This window comes from Bacillus sp. PK3_68 (genome assembly GCF_003600835.1).
GTDB lineage: Bacteria > Bacillota > Bacilli > Bacillales > Domibacillaceae > Pseudobacillus.
Genome location: NZ_NQYC01000001.1, coordinates 3,556,824 through 3,571,253 on the forward strand (window position 1 = coordinate 3,556,824; position 14,430 = coordinate 3,571,253).

The window sequence follows — 14,430 nt, forward strand, 5'->3', positions numbered from 1 at the left end:
AGAAGGCAGTCGGTTCTTTATGGCAGGCGTTTGGCTGGTTTCTTTGGAGAATTTATGACATTTGAGGGTCTGTGCTATACTTTTTTGCCTAAAACAACTATAGTGTAAACGTATAAATAGACAGGATTCTTCGCTTACTTCCGTTTACGGATTGTATATAAAGTGATAGATCGACTTTTAGGAAATGAAAGGTGGATGTGCAGCAGCTATGAGACAAATTAATGAAACATTTTTAAAAGCGGCAAAAGGGGAAAAGACAGAGTATACACCAGTTTGGTATATGCGCCAAGCGGGTCGTTCCCAGCCGGAATACCGTAAATTAAAAGAGAAATATTCCCTCTTCGAAATTACCCACCAACCTGAACTGTGCGCTTACGTCACCAAACTTCCGGTAGATCAATATAATGTCGATGCAGCTATTCTTTATAAGGATATTATGTCACCGCTTCCTGCTATAGGAGTGGATGTTGATATTAAATCGGGAATAGGGCCGGTCATTGATAACCCGATTCGCTCTTTAGCTGACGTCGAAAAACTTGGCCAAATCGATCCGGAAAGTGATGTTCCATATGTATTGGATACGATTCGATTGCTGACAAAGGAGCAGCTTGATGTTCCTCTTATCGGCTTTGCAGGGGCCCCTTTTACGCTTGCTAGCTATATGATCGAAGGGGGACCTTCAAAAAATTACAATAAAACAAAAGCCTTTATGTATGCGGAACCAAAAGCATGGCAAGCACTGATGGACAAGCTGGCAGAAATGACAGTGACTTATGTACGCGCGCAAGTGAAAGCCGGTGCTCGGGCGATTCAAATTTTTGATTCATGGGTAGGGGCTTTAAACGTTTCTGATTATCGTTTATTTATTAAGCCGGTCATGGAACGCATTTTCAGTGAACTCCGCGAAGAAAATGTTCCGTTAATTATGTTTGGAGTAGGCGCAAGCCATTTGGCGAAAGAGTGGCATGATTTGCCGCTTGATGTTGTTGGTCTTGATTGGCGCCTGCCTATTAAAGAAGCGAGAGCTATGGGAGTGACAAAAACTGTGCAAGGAAATCTTGACCCGGCTATTTTGTTGGCTCCTTGGGAAGTCATCGAAGAGAGAGCTCGCGCTATTTTGGATGAGGGACTCGCGGAGCCAGGTCATATTTTCAATTTAGGACATGGTGTTTTCCCTGAGGTGAATCCGGACACACTAAAACGTCTAACAAGCTTTGTACATGAATATAGCGCACAAAAACGAAAATAATGCAACAGAGGTGAGAGACATGACAAAGAAAAAAATGGGCTTATTAGTCATGGCATACGGAACGCCCTACAAAGAAGAAGATATTGAACGTTATTACACGCACATCCGCCGAGGGAGAAAGCCAACGCCGGAAATGCTTGAGGATTTACGCTCTCGTTACGAAGCAATCGGCGGGATTTCACCGCTTGCTTCGATTACAAGAGAGCAGGGGGAAAAGCTTGCACAGCATTTGAATGCCGTACAGGATGATATTGAATTCACCCTTTATATTGGCCTGAAACATATTGAGCCGTTTATTGAGGACGCTGTGCAGCAGATGAAAATGGATGGGATAACAGAAGCCGTATCTCTAGTGCTTGCTCCTCATTTTTCCACCTTCAGTGTGAAATCCTATAACAGCCGAGCGAAAGAAGAAGCGGAAAAAATTGGCGGACCGGCAATCACATCTATTGAAAGCTGGTATCAGGAGCCGAAATTTATTGATTATTGGGCAGGAAAAGTAAAAGAGACGGTTGCCAGCATGTCAGCAGAAGAGCGTAAGAACTTCGTAATGATTGTTTCTGCTCACAGTTTGCCAGAGAAAATTATCTCCATGGGCGATCCGTATCCGAAACAATTACAAGAGACAGCAGAACTGATTGCGGAAGCGTCAGGGGTGGCTAATGTAGAGGTTGGCTGGCAAAGTGCGGGAAATACTCCAGAGCCGTGGATTGGACCGGATGTACAGGACTTGACACGCGATTTATTCGAGCAACAAGGCTATAAGGCGTTTCTTTATGTGCCAGCAGGGTTTGTGGCAGACCATTTAGAAGTTCTATACGACAATGACTATGAATGCAAGGTAATTACTGATGAAATCGGCGCAGCGTATTATCGTCCGCCTATGCCAAATGCCCGTCCGGAATTCATTGAGGCTCTTGGTGAAGTGGTTTTAAAGCATTTAAAAGAAAACACAAAATAATAAAAAGAGGGCGATGAAACTGTGCTGGGTGAAAAAAAGAGGGTTGTTGTTGTAGGCGGCGGAATAACGGGACTAGCAGCAGCCTATTATTTGCAAAAAACAGCAAAAACCAGCCAGCTTCCATTAGCTGTCACGTTAATTGAAGCAACGCCTCGCCTGGGCGGAAAAATTCGAACAATTAAAAAGAATGGCTTTGTTATTGAAAAAGGGCCTGATTCTTTCCTGGCAAGAAAAGAAAGTGTGGTACGGCTGGTAAAGGACGTCGGACTTGGCGATCAGTTGGTGCATAGTGGAGCGGGCCAGCGGTATGTGTTAGTAAATGATAAGCTTCATCCTATACCTTCTGGTTCCGTGATTGGAGTGCCGACTAAGATACTTCCTTTTATTACAACCAATCTTTTTTCTATTACAGGAAAAATTAGAGCCAGCGCAGATTTTTTTCTGCCTAACAATCACTTGAAGAATGATACCTCGCTTGGTGGCTTTTTTCGGCACCGTCTTGGTGATGAAATAGTAGAGAATCTCATTGAACCGCTTTTAGCAGGAATTTATGCCGGGGACATTGATAAACTTAGCCTGAGGGCCACGCTGCCGCAGCTAAATGAAACCGGGGAAAAACATCGCAGCTTAATACTTGGATTAAAGGAGATCGCCTCTGCGCTGACCAATGAATCAGGCGGCCTTTTAACTTTAAAAGATGGGTTAGAGGAGCTGGCAGAAGCAATCGAAGGGAGACTCGAGGGCGGTTCAGTTCTTAAAGGCTTGCGTGTCAGGCAGATCAAAAGACAGGAAGACGGTAAGTTTTTTCTTGCATTAAATGACGGTGAACGAGTATTGGCTGATGGAGTGATTGTTACTAGCCCGCATTTTACCCTCCCTGCCATGATGCCACAACATCGTTTTTTCGATGTATTAAAAGAGATGCCGGCCATGTCTGTTGCAACGATAACGATGGCTTTTCCGGAAGCGGCTATCTCGCAGTCTATCACCGGATCTGGATTTGTCGTCTCGCGAAACAGTGATGTGACTATTACAGCGTGTACCTGGATACACAAAAAGTGGCCGCATGCAGCACCTCCGGGAAAGGCATTGCTGTGCTGTTATGTAGGCCGAGCGGGCGATGAAGCAATTGTTGATTTGTCAGATGCTGAAATTGAACAAATTGTAATGGCAGATTTAAAGAAGGTTATCGCTTTATCGACAGAGCCGGAGTTTACGGTTGTCAGCCGTTGGAAAAATGCTATTCCGCAATATACCATTGGCCATAATGAACGGATAGAGGCGATTGAAGAACGAATACGCGAACAACTGCCGGGCTTTTTTATTGCTGGCAGCTCTTTCAGAGGGATTGGCATTCCTGACTGCATCAAGCAAGGAGAAGAGGCTGCGCAAAAAGCAGCTTCATTTATACAAAATAAAGACTAACAAGGACTGTTCCAGAGACATGGGGGAGGATGGCCTGCTGTTTTTAAAACAGCAGACAAGCCCGCTTGGCTGCTTCTGGAGACAGTCTTTTTTATTATCGCTCAACTAACTTTTCTGTATGACTTGCTGACATAGGGAACAATAGGAGTAACACACAGCAAGGGAGGTTCCTGTATGGAAAAAGACAATTTGGGTATCCGCCGTGACATGGCAAGCCTATATGTAAAGAGAGAGGCGAATGACGAGGTGTTAGAAATTAGTTCAACCGGATATGGACTTGAACCTGTTCCAAGGGAATCAGAAGAAGGTGCTCTGGAGAATCATCATTCCTTTTTCAAAGCTAATGAAGAGCAAGAACAGGATTCATCTAACAATAAGTATGAATGAAAAGGCGAATAACAAAGTGGTAGAAGCGATAGACCGTTCTTTAAGAGAACGTATTGATAAAGAGTTGGCGGGACTGAAGTTTACAAAAAACTTTCGATCAGCTACAGCAGAAGAATGGTATTTTTTTCTTCCCGGATTTAGAGCAGAGCAAGAGGGCAGCGCAGCAGGAAAAGTGATTATCCATTACAATCTTTATGGGAATCGCGAGATATTCATTCATACGACGATTATTTTTATGGATTTGAAGATAGGAGAGTCGAAGCTTTATCCGCTTGTTTATGCACTTTCTGATGAAATCGTTAATCGTCTTGTCGGCTATGCTGATACGCTGCTTTCTGTTCATGCTGGAAACAATTCTTATCAAGCGGAATATCGGTCACCGGAATAAGAACAGCCAATAGCAGAAGCCATGCTAAAGGCTTTTTCATCATCTAAAGGAGGGACATACGATGGGAGAATGGAATGAACAAGCGGCTCCGAACAATAACATGGATTCTTCTGAAATAAAGAAGGCATTCAGGAAAAATAAACAACAGCCTGTAGAATTTTCAGAGGAGCTAGCGGATGGAGGAGAAAGAAACAAACGTTTTGAAGAACAAAAAAATAAAAAGCAATAAAATTTACTATTGCCGAATCCTTATAGGTTATGGAGCAGTTATTTCAACCAGTGACCTCTATTCTTACATTCTGTACGGTAACGTGCAGAATTTTTTATTATCCATATTTAAAGATCTTGCTATCTTCAACTGTTTAGAGTATGATACTTATATCGAATGACTAAATTGTTCATTTGGTCAAAAAAGGGGGCAGAGGGATGGCTGTTGACCGTAAAAAGCATATTATTGACGCGGCTACTAAATCCTTTTCATTATTTGGTTATAAAGCGACAACAATGGATCAAGTAGCTAAATTGGCAAATGTCGGAAAGGGAACGATTTATACGTTTTTTAAAAATAAAGAAGAATTGTTTGATGAAATTATCCAGACGCTCATTACTGAAATGAGAGAGGTGGCTGAAAAAGCAATTGATCCTTCCCAGACATTCCATGAAAATGTGCACAGAGCTCTTTTTGAAATTTTACAATTTAGAAAGAAGCACCAGCTGACCATCAAGCTATTTCAAGAAGGAAAAGAAATGGGAACACCAGCCGTCCTTGAGGTCATGGCAATGATGGAGGAAGCCATCCTTTCATTCATTGGGGAAAAGATTCAGTTGGCGATCGAAACCGGTAAAATTAAACGATGCAATCCTGAATTAACGGCCTTTGTCATGCTTAAGCTTTATATTTCCCTAATCTTTGATTGGGAGCAAAGAAAAGAGCCTTTGAGTGAAGAGGAAATTTCTCGATTGTTTGAGCTTTATTTATTTGAAGGATTATCCACCTGAGGGAAATCCTTCTCTTTTACACTTTTTTGACTAAATGAATAAAATGGTCACTATTTTCAATACGGAGGCAATTATGAAACGATCTATGTTTATAGCAGAATTAAAAAATATTGCTGGAAATCGAATGTTGTTCATTTCTATGATCGCTATTTTACTTATCCCGCTCTTATATGCCGGTATGCTCTTGTGGGCTTTTTGGGATCCTTACTCTCAGCTAGATAAACTGCCGGTTGCTATTGTCAACAAAGATACCGGTGCTGATTACGATGGAGAAAAGTTGGCGATTGGCAAGGAATTAACGAGAGAACTTGAGAAAAGCGATGATTTTGACTTTCATACTGTGAGCGAAAAAGAAGCAAAAAAGGGATGGATAACCAAGAATATTACATGTTAATTGAAGTTCCTAAAGACTTTTCACAAAATGCTACGACGCTGCTTGATGATACTCCAAAAAAACTAGAATTAAAGTATGTGCCGAATGAAAGCTACAACTTTGTTTCTTCACAAATGGGAAATACAGCAATGAAGGAAATTCAGGCGTCCGTCCAAAAAAGTGTTACTGAAACATATGCAGAAACAATGTTTGATAAAATCAAATCAATGGGTGAAGGTTTTGCAACTGCCAACAAGGGGGCTGGAGAAGTTGATGAGGGCGCAGGCAAGCTATCTGAAGGAGCAGCCCAATTAAAAGAAAATCTAGCTACTCTTGCTGATCGCTCTGTCCAGTTCTCAGAGGGGCTTTCAAAAGCAGGGAACGGTTCAAAAGACCTTGCTAACGGCGCTTCAAAGTTAAACTCTGGTTTAGCACAGCTTGAAGAAGGCCAAAATAAACTTACAGCAGGCAGTCAAGAATTGCAGAAGGGCACGAACGAATTGGCAGCTGGCCTTGCTAATTTACAAACTGGTCTTCATACAGCAGATGGAAAAATGTCGGAATTAAATTCGGGCACAACAGAAATGAAAGAGGGCGTACAGCAATTCCAAAATAAGCTGCCTGAATTGGCAAAGGGAACAAAGGAATTGGCAACTGGAGCTGAACAGCTAAATACCGGGCTTGGACAATTCGAAGAACAATTGATTGCTGGAATGAACGAGACGATTAATCAACAATTACAACAATATATGCCATTGCTGCAACAAAGGTTTTCTCCGATGGAGATTGCCATGATTAAACAGAAAGTTGAACAGCAGCAATCGCAAATGGCTGAGCAAATCAGAAGCAATGTAGGCAAGTTGCAAAAAGGCAGCAAGCAGCTTGCTGCTGGATCTAAAGAGATCAATAAAGCGGTTAGTGGACAGCTTGCACCTAACATGAAGTCATTAAACGAAGGACTTGGCAAAGTACAGAACGGTCAGCAACAGCTGCAAGCAGGCGTTCATGGATTAGCAGAAGGATCTGACCAATTAGCTTCTGGAACAGGAAAATTGCAAAATGGAGAAAAGAACCTGAGTGAAGGAATGAACAAAGTAGGTGAAAAGCTTTCAGAAGCCAAAAATGGATCGGCCCAATTGGCAACTGGAGCTGAAACATTAAACAGCGGCTTGGGAGAGTTGAACAGCGGTTCTGAGAAACTATCAGAAGGAGCCGGCAAGCTTGCAAAAGGTTCAACAGAACTGGAAAGCGGTTCGACTAAGCTGAAAGAAGGAACAGAAGAGCTGCATGAAAAGCTTGGGGAAGCAGCAGACAAAGCAAATGAAGTAAAAGCAAAAAAAGAAACGTATGATATGATGGCAGAGCCGGTTAAAGTAGATAAAGAAGTGAAACATCACGTACCAAACTACGGAACTGGTATTGCTCCTTACTTTTTGTCTCTCGGTCTGTTTGTTGGAGCATTGATGTTAACCATTGTCTTCCCGCTTAGAGAACCGGCGGAGCAGCCTTCAAGCGGTTTTCGCTGGTTCATTGGCAAGACGGGAATCATGTTCACCGCTGGGCTTGCACAGTCACTTCTTGTTTCAGCAGTCCTATTGTTAGGATTAAAAATGGAGGTACAGAGTGTTCCTTTGTTTATTTTAACTACAATTATTACTAGTCTAACCTTTATGGCTATTATCCAAATGCTAACAACCATGTGGGGAAATCCAGGACGTTTCATAGCTGTTTTAATTTTGATTTTACAATTAACAGCAAGTGCTGGTACGTTCCCTCTGGAATTAATTCCGACAGCATTACAGCCATTTAACTCTATCTTGCCAATGGCTTACTCTGTTCGCGCGTTTAAGACAGTGATTTCAAGCGGTGACTTCCATTTTATGTGGGCAAACGAAGGAGTCCTCCTTTCAATTGCAGCCGTTTGTCTACTCATTACATGTCTTTTCTTTAAGCGGTTGTTCAAAAAGCAATATAATACGCAGATAGTGGAAGAATAACAGGATAAAAAAGAAGCACCCGCTCAAGGCGAAGCGGGTGCTTTTTTATATCAAATGAAATTGGAAGATGAAGTAGCGGCAATTAAATTAAAGGTCTTGAATATCCGTGCATTCATCGCATACATGGCTGTAGCATTCATGCTGTTCGTCAATATAAGAGCCACATTTTGCACATTGTTTAGCGGGTAAGTTTTTGAAAAAGTCAACGATGTTTTTAACCATTTGCTGTTTCCCCCTTTTTGTTATATAACTGATTCCTTATTTTTATTAATTGTATTATAACAGTTTTTATACGTCAATATGTTTTTAACAAATTTTTAAATAAATCAAATAATTCATGAAGTTGAAGGAAAGCGGTTTGGGGAATACAATACGTATGAAGATAAAAATTAAAGAAATGGAAAGGAGTCCTTTTCATGAACGTTACTGTTATTGGCTGCTGGGGCGGTTATCCGAAAGTAAATGAAGCAAGCTCAGGTTACTTGTTTGAAGAAGGTGGTTTTAAGATGCTGGTTGATTGTGGAAGCGGAGTGCTTTCGCATCTTCAAAACCACATTCGCCCTGAACAATTGGACGCTGTTTTACTGTCCCATTATCACGCTGACCATGTGGCGGATATTGGAGTTTTGCAGCATGCTTTATTAATCGGTAAGCATATGGGAAAGGAAGTTTCACCATTGCCGATTTACGGGCATCAAGAAGATGAAACGGGTTTTGCTGCTCTTACATATAAAGATCTAACGGTGGGAAAAGCTTACCGCCCAGAGGAGAAGCTCGTTATTGGACCGTTTACAGTGGAGTTTTTGCGTACAGTTCATCCTGTACCTTGTTATGCAATGAAAATTTCTAATCATCGCCAGTCTGTCGTTTATACGGCTGATTCTGCTTATCAGGAGGCATTTGTTCCGTTTGTGAAAGGAAGCAGCCTGCTTCTTTGTGAAAGCAACTTCTACAGCGGTATGGACGGACAAGCAGCTGGCCATATGACAAGCACAGATGCTGGCAGGCTTGCCCGTCTGGCAGAGGTAAATACGCTTGTACTAACTCATCTTCCGCATTTTGGGGATATCACCGAGCTAAAAAAAGAGGCGGAGGAAGAGTTTTATGGTACAGTGCTCTTAGCTGAAGAAGATTTAGAAATAGGATTATAATGGAGGAAGTATCATGCTGTTTATTGATAATAAAGGAATTAACGACCCGCGGGTGAACCTAGCGATTGAGGAGTATGCAGTAAAATATTTGGATATCAACGAATCCTACTTGCTTTTTTACATTAATGAACCGTCCATTATTATTGGGAAAAATCAAAATACAATTGAGGAAATTAATATTGATTATGTAGAAGAAAAAAATATTCATGTTGTCCGCCGTTTATCAGGTGGAGGCGCCGTTTATCATGACTTGGGCAATTTGAACTTCAGTTTCATTACCAAAGATGATGGAGACAGTTTCCATAATTTCAAAAAGTTCACTGAGCCTGTCGTTACTGCGCTTCATAAGTTAGGCATTCAGGCAGAAATGAGCGGAAGAAATGATATTCTTGCCAACGGATTAAAAATATCCGGCAATGCACAGTTTTCTACAAAAGGAAGAATGTTCAGCCATGGAACCTTAATGTTTCAAACGAACATGGATGAAGTAGTGGCAGCATTAAAAGTGAGAAAAGATAAGATCGAATCAAAAGGAATTAAGTCAATTCGCAGCAGAGTGACAAATATCGCTGATTTATTGGAAGAAAAGATAACAATTGAAGAGTTCCGGCAATTTTTATTAAAAAATATTTTTGAGGGAGAGAGTCATATTCCTGAATATCGTCTCGATGAAAAAGACTGGCGAATCATTGAAGGAATCTCGCAGGAACGTTATAAAAATTGGGATTGGAATTATGGAAAATCCCCAGCGTTTAACATTCAGCGTTCTCACCGCTTCCCAGTGGGTTTAATTGATATTCGGCTCGATGTGAAAAATGGTCTTATCAAAAACTGCAAAATATTCGGCGACTTTTTTGGAGTGGGCGATATAGAAGAGATCGAGAATGGACTTCAAGGGATTAGATATGACAAAAATGCGATTAAAGAGGCGTTAGATTCGATTGATGTACCGCGCTATTTTGGAAAAGTAACAAAAGAAGAAATTGTAGATTTACTATATTGATGTTTCCGAAAACTGCCAATTAAAAAAGGCAGTTTTCTCTTTTCTTGCAGGCTGGAAAAAATTGAATTATAATAAATATTGAAAATTCAAATATGAATGACTATTCATTCATATTCTCAAAGGGAGAGGATGAAATGAATCTTTCAACAGCATTAGAACATGCTGCTGCCAAACAAGGGGGAAAAGTGGCGTATCATTTTCTTGATCAGACTGCTACATATGAAGAGTTAAACATGGCAGTTCACAGATTTGCATCCGGTTTGAAAGCATTAGGCATTGAGCAAGGGGATCATCTCGCATTAATTACGGGTAACTCGCCGCAGTTTATTATCTCCCTTTATGGAGCATTGCGGGCAGGGGCAACAGTCATACCTATTAATCCTCTATATTCACCAGAGGAAATCAGCTATATCGTTCAAAACGCTGATGCTAAAGCTGTTATTTTATTGGATATTTTAGTGCCGCTTGCTAACAAGATTGACCAAACTTTGCCTTTTGTCGAGCATTATATCGTTTGTGAAATGAACGAGGAACGGACAAAAGAAAAACAGCCTGAGGAATTTTCGATTTACAAGAAAATGAAAACGTTTTCTAAAGTGATGGATATAGGCCTTCAGCCCTTTCATCCACCTGCTGTTTCAGAAGATGATACAGCGGTTATTCTCTATACATCTGGTACTACAGGCAAGCCAAAGGGTGCCATGTTAAGTCATAAAAATTTATATTCTAACGCTCGTGACATTGGTTCTTATTTGCAATTCAGTGAAAAAGACAGAATCATTACTGTCTTGCCAATGTTTCATGTTTTTTGTTTAAGCGTTTGTCTGAATGCACCACTGATTAGTGGAGCCACCATGATCATCTTTCCAAAATTCAGCCCCAAAGAAATATTCGCACAGGCAAAGCAACATCAGGCAACAGTTTTTGCCGGTGTTCCGACGATGTATAACTTCCTCTATCAATCGGGTGAGGGACATTCAGAGGACTTTGCTTCCTTGCGTTTATGTATTTCAGGCGGTTCTTCCATGCCGGTTGCCTTACTTGAAAATTTCGAGAAAAAGTTCAATGTGAAAATATCTGAGGGATACGGCCTGTCAGAGGCAAGTCCTGTAACAACATTTAATCCGCTGGATCGGCCGAGAAAAGCCGGCTCTATTGGCTGTTCAATCATGAATGTGGAGAATAAAATAGTAAATGAAATGGGAGAAGAATTACCAGCTGGCGAAGTAGGCGAATTAGTCGTTCGAGGACCAAATGTAATGAAAGGTTATTACAAGCATCCTGAAGATACATCTGCTGCGATTAAAGATGGCTGGCTATATACAGGAGATTTGGCCAGACGAGATGAGGAAGGCTATTTTTATATTGTTGACCGTAAAAAGGATTTAATTATTGTAGGCGGTTATAATGTGTACCCGCGTGAAGTAGAAGAAGTGTTATATAATCATCCTGATGTGGTTGAAGCAGCGGTGCTTGGTGTGCCAGATCCGAATTATGGGGAAGCAGTACTTGCCTTTGTGGTTCCAAAAAACAAGGAGCTGAACAAAGAAAATTTAATGGATTACTGTCGCCGTCGTTTGGCCGATTACAAGCTGCCGCAGCAAATCGAATTTTTGGAAGAGCTTCCTAAAAATACGACAGGAAAAATATTAAGAAGAGCGTTGAAAAAGCAAGTGCTGCAAAATTGAACCATTGGAAGATCAGAACTGCCTGAAAGAGCATGCGTCAGTCGCTTTTAGGCAGTTTTTGTTATATTTAAAGCACGGATGGCGAAAAAAGATGAATGGGCTGATTGGGTGAAAGAATGAATAAGATTACATGCTTGTGGACAAAGTGCTAGAATAATCTCTCATTTGCCCCCAGTTAATAAACAGCTTGGGTGAACAATTCTGTTTTTCTGTTCTAACTGGACAGCTTGTATATTAAATATAATAGAGGATACAGAAAGGAGTGAGGCGGGCATTGAAAAAGTGGGCTGTATTAGCTTTACTTGGGTATGGTCTGTTTGCGTTGGCCATTTATTATTATCTATATGGAATGGCCTCTGGACAACTTCCGGAGATTTATAAAGGGACAAGCGCCGACCCTTCTGCTTTCTTGAGCAAGGCAGAACAAGCTTTAGGAAAAGAATATTCAACAGTGAAGAACTTTTTATTTTTTCTCAGCGTCCCATATGAGTGGCTTGTTTATTTCTTTATCTTGATTTTCGGCCTTTCAAAGAAATTTGAAGAATGGTCCAAGCAAACTGTACGTTTTTCATTTGGACAGACAGCTATTTACCTGTTTTACTTATCGGTGCTGACATTTTTGCTTGCATTTCCTTTCCAGTATATTGGTTACCACTTTTCAAAAGTTTACAAAATTTCGGCTCAAACATTTCCACAATGGATGAGAAATGAAATCATCGACTTTTGGGTTAGCTACGCCATTATGCTCATTCTTGTGTTTGTCCTGTACGCCTTAATGAAGAAATTCAAGAAAAAATGGTGGCTGGCTGCGTGGACATTGTTTGTGCCATTTACCATCTTTATGATGTATGTGCAGCCGGTAGTAATTGATCCGCTTTACAATGACTTTTACCCGTTAAAAGACAAGCAGTTGGAGGCAAAAATTTTGAACCTTGCGGATAAAGCAGCCATTCCAGCAGATCACGTATACGAAGTAAATAAGTCGAAAGAAACCAATACCCTGAACGCTTATGTTACCGGAATAGGGGGAAATGCCCGGATTGTCTTATGGGATACCACGCTAAAGAAACTGGATGACAAAGAAGTTTTATTTGTGATGGCTCATGAAATGGCTCATTACGTAAAAAAACATATTTACATTGGGATCGGCAGCTACCTGGTTTTTGCTTTTTTTGGATTTTGGCTTGCAGCCAAATGGATGGAGTGGGCGGTTAGAAAACATGGGGAGAAGCTGAAGATTAAGGAGTTGTCCCAGCTAAGGACCCTGCCTTTGTTTTTACTTGTGGTTTCGTTCATGGTATTTGCCTCGAGCCCTCTTTCGAATGCAATTTCCCGATTTGAAGAGCGGCAGGCTGATGCTTATGCCATTGAAATGACTCGTGATAAAGAAGCCGCCATTAGCGCTTTTCAGAAGCTTGCCCGGGAAGGGCTGTCAGAAATAGAGCCTCCAGGGCTTGTGAAAATATTTAGGTATAGCCATCCAGCGATGGTTGAAAGACTTTATATGATAGAAACGTATCCGCTACCGGACCAAAAGGGAAAGAAAATGGAAGAGAGAAGCGGTGCAAGCGCTCAAAAAAGCCGGGACTGACCCACAAATACATGGCGCCTCTTTACAAAGAGGTGCCATGTATTTGTTTTTCTTCGAATCAGCCTCCGATCCAGTGTCTTATCGACATAAGGGGAGTTTAATATTAAAGAGGATTAGCTTAGAGAAGGATTAATTAGTTTTAAATTTTTCCTCTAATTCATTTAGCTGGGCTGATAATTCGATAAATAATTGACGGTTTCCTTCATCCAGGGACTGATCGATCGCTTTCATTAGCTTGTGTTTTTCCTGTTTAAACAAAATGTCATTAAGCAAATTGTCAATGTAAGCAGCTGTTGCATTTTTTACTTGTTCACGCGGCATCGGGGACTTCATCATTTCGGCAAAATAATTGTTGTTTTCCATTTTCATCACCTCAGATACCTTTTTCTTATTATATGTGATACCCCAAAAGTAATCAACCAAAACTTTTAAAATATTTAGAAAACTATTATTGAGATAATAGAATAAATGTCTGCCTCTAAGTCTGTTTAAGACTCTTCAATTAAGGTTATACCTTTCATTGTGGTAAAATAAAAAAAATCGAACGTCAACGGATGTAAGGGGTACACCAAACATGAATGTTACCAGCCTGAAAGAGTGGTTTACACTTGAAAATATAATGGATCTTATTCAAAAATATGAATCATTTGGGCCAATTCCTGGCTTTTTTCTTCCATTAATTGAAGCGTTTTTTCCTTTTTTGCCTCTTGTTGTTTTTGTCATGGCAAATGCTAGCGCCTTCGGATTATGGTGGGGATTTTTGCTGTCATGGGGAGGATCGGTTACCGGTGCCTTTCTTGTTTTTTTATTTATTCGGAATTATGGCCAGCGTAAGCTGCTCTCTTTTTTGCATAGACACCGCCAAGTGAGAAAATTAATGAATTGGGTAGACTGCCATGGTTTTGGACCCGTTTTTTTACTTTTATGTTTTCCGTTTACCCCTTCTGCTATTGTCAATATTGTCGCAGGATTATCCCATATCAGCGTCAGGCAGTATTTGTTGGCGGTAATGGCAGGAAAGGCCGTTATGATTTTTACTATTAGTTTTATTGGCTACGATTTTTTCTCATTGATCAAAGAGCCAGGGCGTACAGCTATTCTAGGTGTTGTCATTTTTGTTTTGTGGGCAGTTGGAAAACAAGTGGAGAGGCATTTGAATCAAAAGGAAGGAAGAGAAAGAGAAAGAGGTTAGAAAGAGCGGCTAAACAGTCAGCTCTT

Annotated in this window: 16 protein-coding genes; 14 read left to right on the top strand and 2 right to left on the bottom strand. The window is 40.8% G+C overall.

Features of this window, described 5'->3' with window-relative positions; all coding sequences use genetic code 11:
• The first annotated feature begins 208 nt into the window (after nt 1–208).
• The 9 genes from hemE (at nt 209) to CJ483_RS17990 (ending at nt 7,779) form a co-directional block, all read left to right on the top strand.
• Entirely contained in the window at nt 209–1,249 is a 1,041-nt protein-coding gene (gene hemE / locus CJ483_RS17955; protein WP_120036455.1) for a uroporphyrinogen decarboxylase, read from the top strand.
• A 19-nt stretch (nt 1,250–1,268) separates the two neighbouring features.
• A complete protein-coding gene (hemH, locus tag CJ483_RS17960; RefSeq protein ID WP_120036456.1) occupies nt 1,269–2,210 on the top strand; it encodes a ferrochelatase in 942 nt (313 codons plus the stop codon).
• Nucleotides 2,211–2,231: 21 nt separating this feature from the next.
• The gene (hemY, locus tag CJ483_RS17965) at nt 2,232–3,635 is read left to right on the top strand and encodes a protoporphyrinogen oxidase (RefSeq protein ID WP_120036457.1); all 1,404 of its coding nucleotides are present in this window, start codon (nt 2,232–2,234) and stop codon (nt 3,633–3,635) included.
• Between the two features lie 174 nt (nt 3,636–3,809).
• Nucleotides 3,810–4,022 (top strand): hypothetical protein, encoded by a 213-nt coding sequence (locus tag CJ483_RS17970; protein WP_120036458.1) that lies wholly within the window; start codon nt 3,810–3,812, stop codon nt 4,020–4,022.
• Nucleotides 4,015–4,410 carry a hypothetical protein gene (locus CJ483_RS17975; protein WP_120036459.1) on the top strand — a complete coding sequence of 132 codons (396 nt, stop codon included), beginning with the start codon at nt 4,015–4,017 and terminating at the stop codon, nt 4,408–4,410. The genes CJ483_RS17970 and CJ483_RS17975 overlap by 8 nt, the downstream gene beginning before the upstream one ends.
• Before the next feature lie 61 nt (nt 4,411–4,471).
• Nucleotides 4,472–4,639: a hypothetical protein gene (locus tag CJ483_RS24650; RefSeq protein WP_182917098.1), complete on the top strand. Its 168-nt coding sequence runs from the start codon at nt 4,472–4,474 to the stop codon at nt 4,637–4,639.
• A gap of 197 nt (nt 4,640–4,836) precedes the next feature.
• Complete coding sequence (locus tag CJ483_RS17980; RefSeq protein WP_120036460.1) at nt 4,837–5,409, top strand: TetR/AcrR family transcriptional regulator; 573 nt, start codon at nt 4,837–4,839, stop codon at nt 5,407–5,409.
• Between the two features lie 73 nt (nt 5,410–5,482).
• Nucleotides 5,483–5,803 (top strand): YhgE/Pip family protein, encoded by a 321-nt coding sequence (locus CJ483_RS17985; protein ID WP_182917099.1) that lies wholly within the window; start codon nt 5,483–5,485, stop codon nt 5,801–5,803.
• Nucleotides 5,776–7,779 (top strand): YhgE/Pip domain-containing protein, encoded by a 2,004-nt coding sequence (locus tag CJ483_RS17990; RefSeq protein ID WP_120036462.1) that lies wholly within the window; start codon nt 5,776–5,778, stop codon nt 7,777–7,779. Before CJ483_RS17985 ends, CJ483_RS17990 begins: the two co-directional genes overlap by 28 nt.
• Before the next feature lie 87 nt (nt 7,780–7,866).
• Here the strand turns inward: CJ483_RS17990 and yhfH are convergent, their stop codons facing one another.
• Nucleotides 7,867–8,001: a protein YhfH gene (gene yhfH / locus CJ483_RS17995; RefSeq protein WP_120036463.1), complete on the bottom strand. Its 135-nt coding sequence runs from the start codon at nt 7,999–8,001 to the stop codon at nt 7,867–7,869.
• Between the two features lie 194 nt (nt 8,002–8,195).
• Between yhfH and CJ483_RS18000 the strand changes: the two genes are divergently transcribed.
• The 4 genes from CJ483_RS18000 to CJ483_RS18015 all read left to right on the top strand — a co-directional run bounded on the left by CJ483_RS18000 (nt 8,196) and on the right by CJ483_RS18015 (nt 13,212).
• On the top strand, nt 8,196–8,930 hold the full coding sequence (locus CJ483_RS18000; RefSeq protein ID WP_120036464.1) for an MBL fold metallo-hydrolase: 735 nt from the start codon (nt 8,196–8,198) through the stop codon (nt 8,928–8,930).
• A 13-nt stretch (nt 8,931–8,943) separates the two neighbouring features.
• Nucleotides 8,944–9,933 (top strand): lipoate--protein ligase, encoded by a 990-nt coding sequence (gene lplA, locus CJ483_RS18005; RefSeq protein ID WP_120036465.1) that lies wholly within the window; start codon nt 8,944–8,946, stop codon nt 9,931–9,933.
• Nucleotides 9,934–10,067: 134 nt separating this feature from the next.
• The gene (locus tag CJ483_RS18010; protein WP_120036466.1) at nt 10,068–11,621 is read left to right on the top strand and encodes a fatty acid--CoA ligase family protein; all 1,554 of its coding nucleotides are present in this window, start codon (nt 10,068–10,070) and stop codon (nt 11,619–11,621) included.
• A gap of 274 nt (nt 11,622–11,895) precedes the next feature.
• Complete coding sequence (locus CJ483_RS18015) at nt 11,896–13,212, top strand: M48 family metallopeptidase (protein WP_259455708.1); 1,317 nt, start codon at nt 11,896–11,898, stop codon at nt 13,210–13,212.
• Nucleotides 13,213–13,341: 129 nt separating this feature from the next.
• Here the strand turns inward: CJ483_RS18015 and CJ483_RS18020 are convergent, their stop codons facing one another.
• A complete protein-coding gene (locus tag CJ483_RS18020) occupies nt 13,342–13,575 on the bottom strand; it encodes an IDEAL domain-containing protein (protein ID WP_182917100.1) in 234 nt (77 codons plus the stop codon).
• 211 nt (nt 13,576–13,786) lie between these two features.
• Between CJ483_RS18020 and CJ483_RS18025 the strand changes: the two genes are divergently transcribed.
• Nucleotides 13,787–14,404, top strand: a complete 618-nt coding sequence (locus tag CJ483_RS18025; protein ID WP_120036468.1) for a TVP38/TMEM64 family protein — start codon at nt 13,787–13,789, stop codon at nt 14,402–14,404.
• Nucleotides 14,405–14,430 lie beyond the last annotated feature (26 nt).

Bases quoted from the DNA above. Each gene is read 5' to 3' on its own strand.
- lplA (WP_120036465.1), top strand. From the start codon at position 8,944: ATGCTGTTTATTGATAATAAAGGAATTAACGACCCGCGGGTGAACCTA.
- CJ483_RS24650 (WP_182917098.1), top strand. From the start codon at position 4,472: ATGGGAGAATGGAATGAACAAGCGGCTCCGAACAATAACATGGATTCT.
- CJ483_RS17975 (WP_120036459.1), top strand. From the start codon at position 4,015: ATGAATGAAAAGGCGAATAACAAAGTGGTAGAAGCGATAGACCGTTCT.
- yhfH (WP_120036463.1), bottom strand. From the start codon at position 8,001: ATGGTTAAAAACATCGTTGACTTTTTCAAAAACTTACCCGCTAAACAA.
- CJ483_RS17990 (WP_120036462.1), top strand. From the start codon at position 5,776: ATGGATAACCAAGAATATTACATGTTAATTGAAGTTCCTAAAGACTTT.
- CJ483_RS18025 (WP_120036468.1), top strand. From the start codon at position 13,787: ATGAATGTTACCAGCCTGAAAGAGTGGTTTACACTTGAAAATATAATG.
- CJ483_RS18020 (WP_182917100.1), bottom strand. From the start codon at position 13,575: ATGGAAAACAACAATTATTTTGCCGAAATGATGAAGTCCCCGATGCCG.
- hemE (WP_120036455.1), top strand. From the start codon at position 209: ATGAGACAAATTAATGAAACATTTTTAAAAGCGGCAAAAGGGGAAAAG.
- CJ483_RS18010 (WP_120036466.1), top strand. From the start codon at position 10,068: ATGAATCTTTCAACAGCATTAGAACATGCTGCTGCCAAACAAGGGGGA.
- CJ483_RS17985 (WP_182917099.1), top strand. From the start codon at position 5,483: ATGAAACGATCTATGTTTATAGCAGAATTAAAAAATATTGCTGGAAAT.
- hemH (WP_120036456.1), top strand. From the start codon at position 1,269: ATGACAAAGAAAAAAATGGGCTTATTAGTCATGGCATACGGAACGCCC.
- CJ483_RS17980 (WP_120036460.1), top strand. From the start codon at position 4,837: ATGGCTGTTGACCGTAAAAAGCATATTATTGACGCGGCTACTAAATCC.
- CJ483_RS17970 (WP_120036458.1), top strand. From the start codon at position 3,810: ATGGAAAAAGACAATTTGGGTATCCGCCGTGACATGGCAAGCCTATAT.
- CJ483_RS18000 (WP_120036464.1), top strand. From the start codon at position 8,196: ATGAACGTTACTGTTATTGGCTGCTGGGGCGGTTATCCGAAAGTAAAT.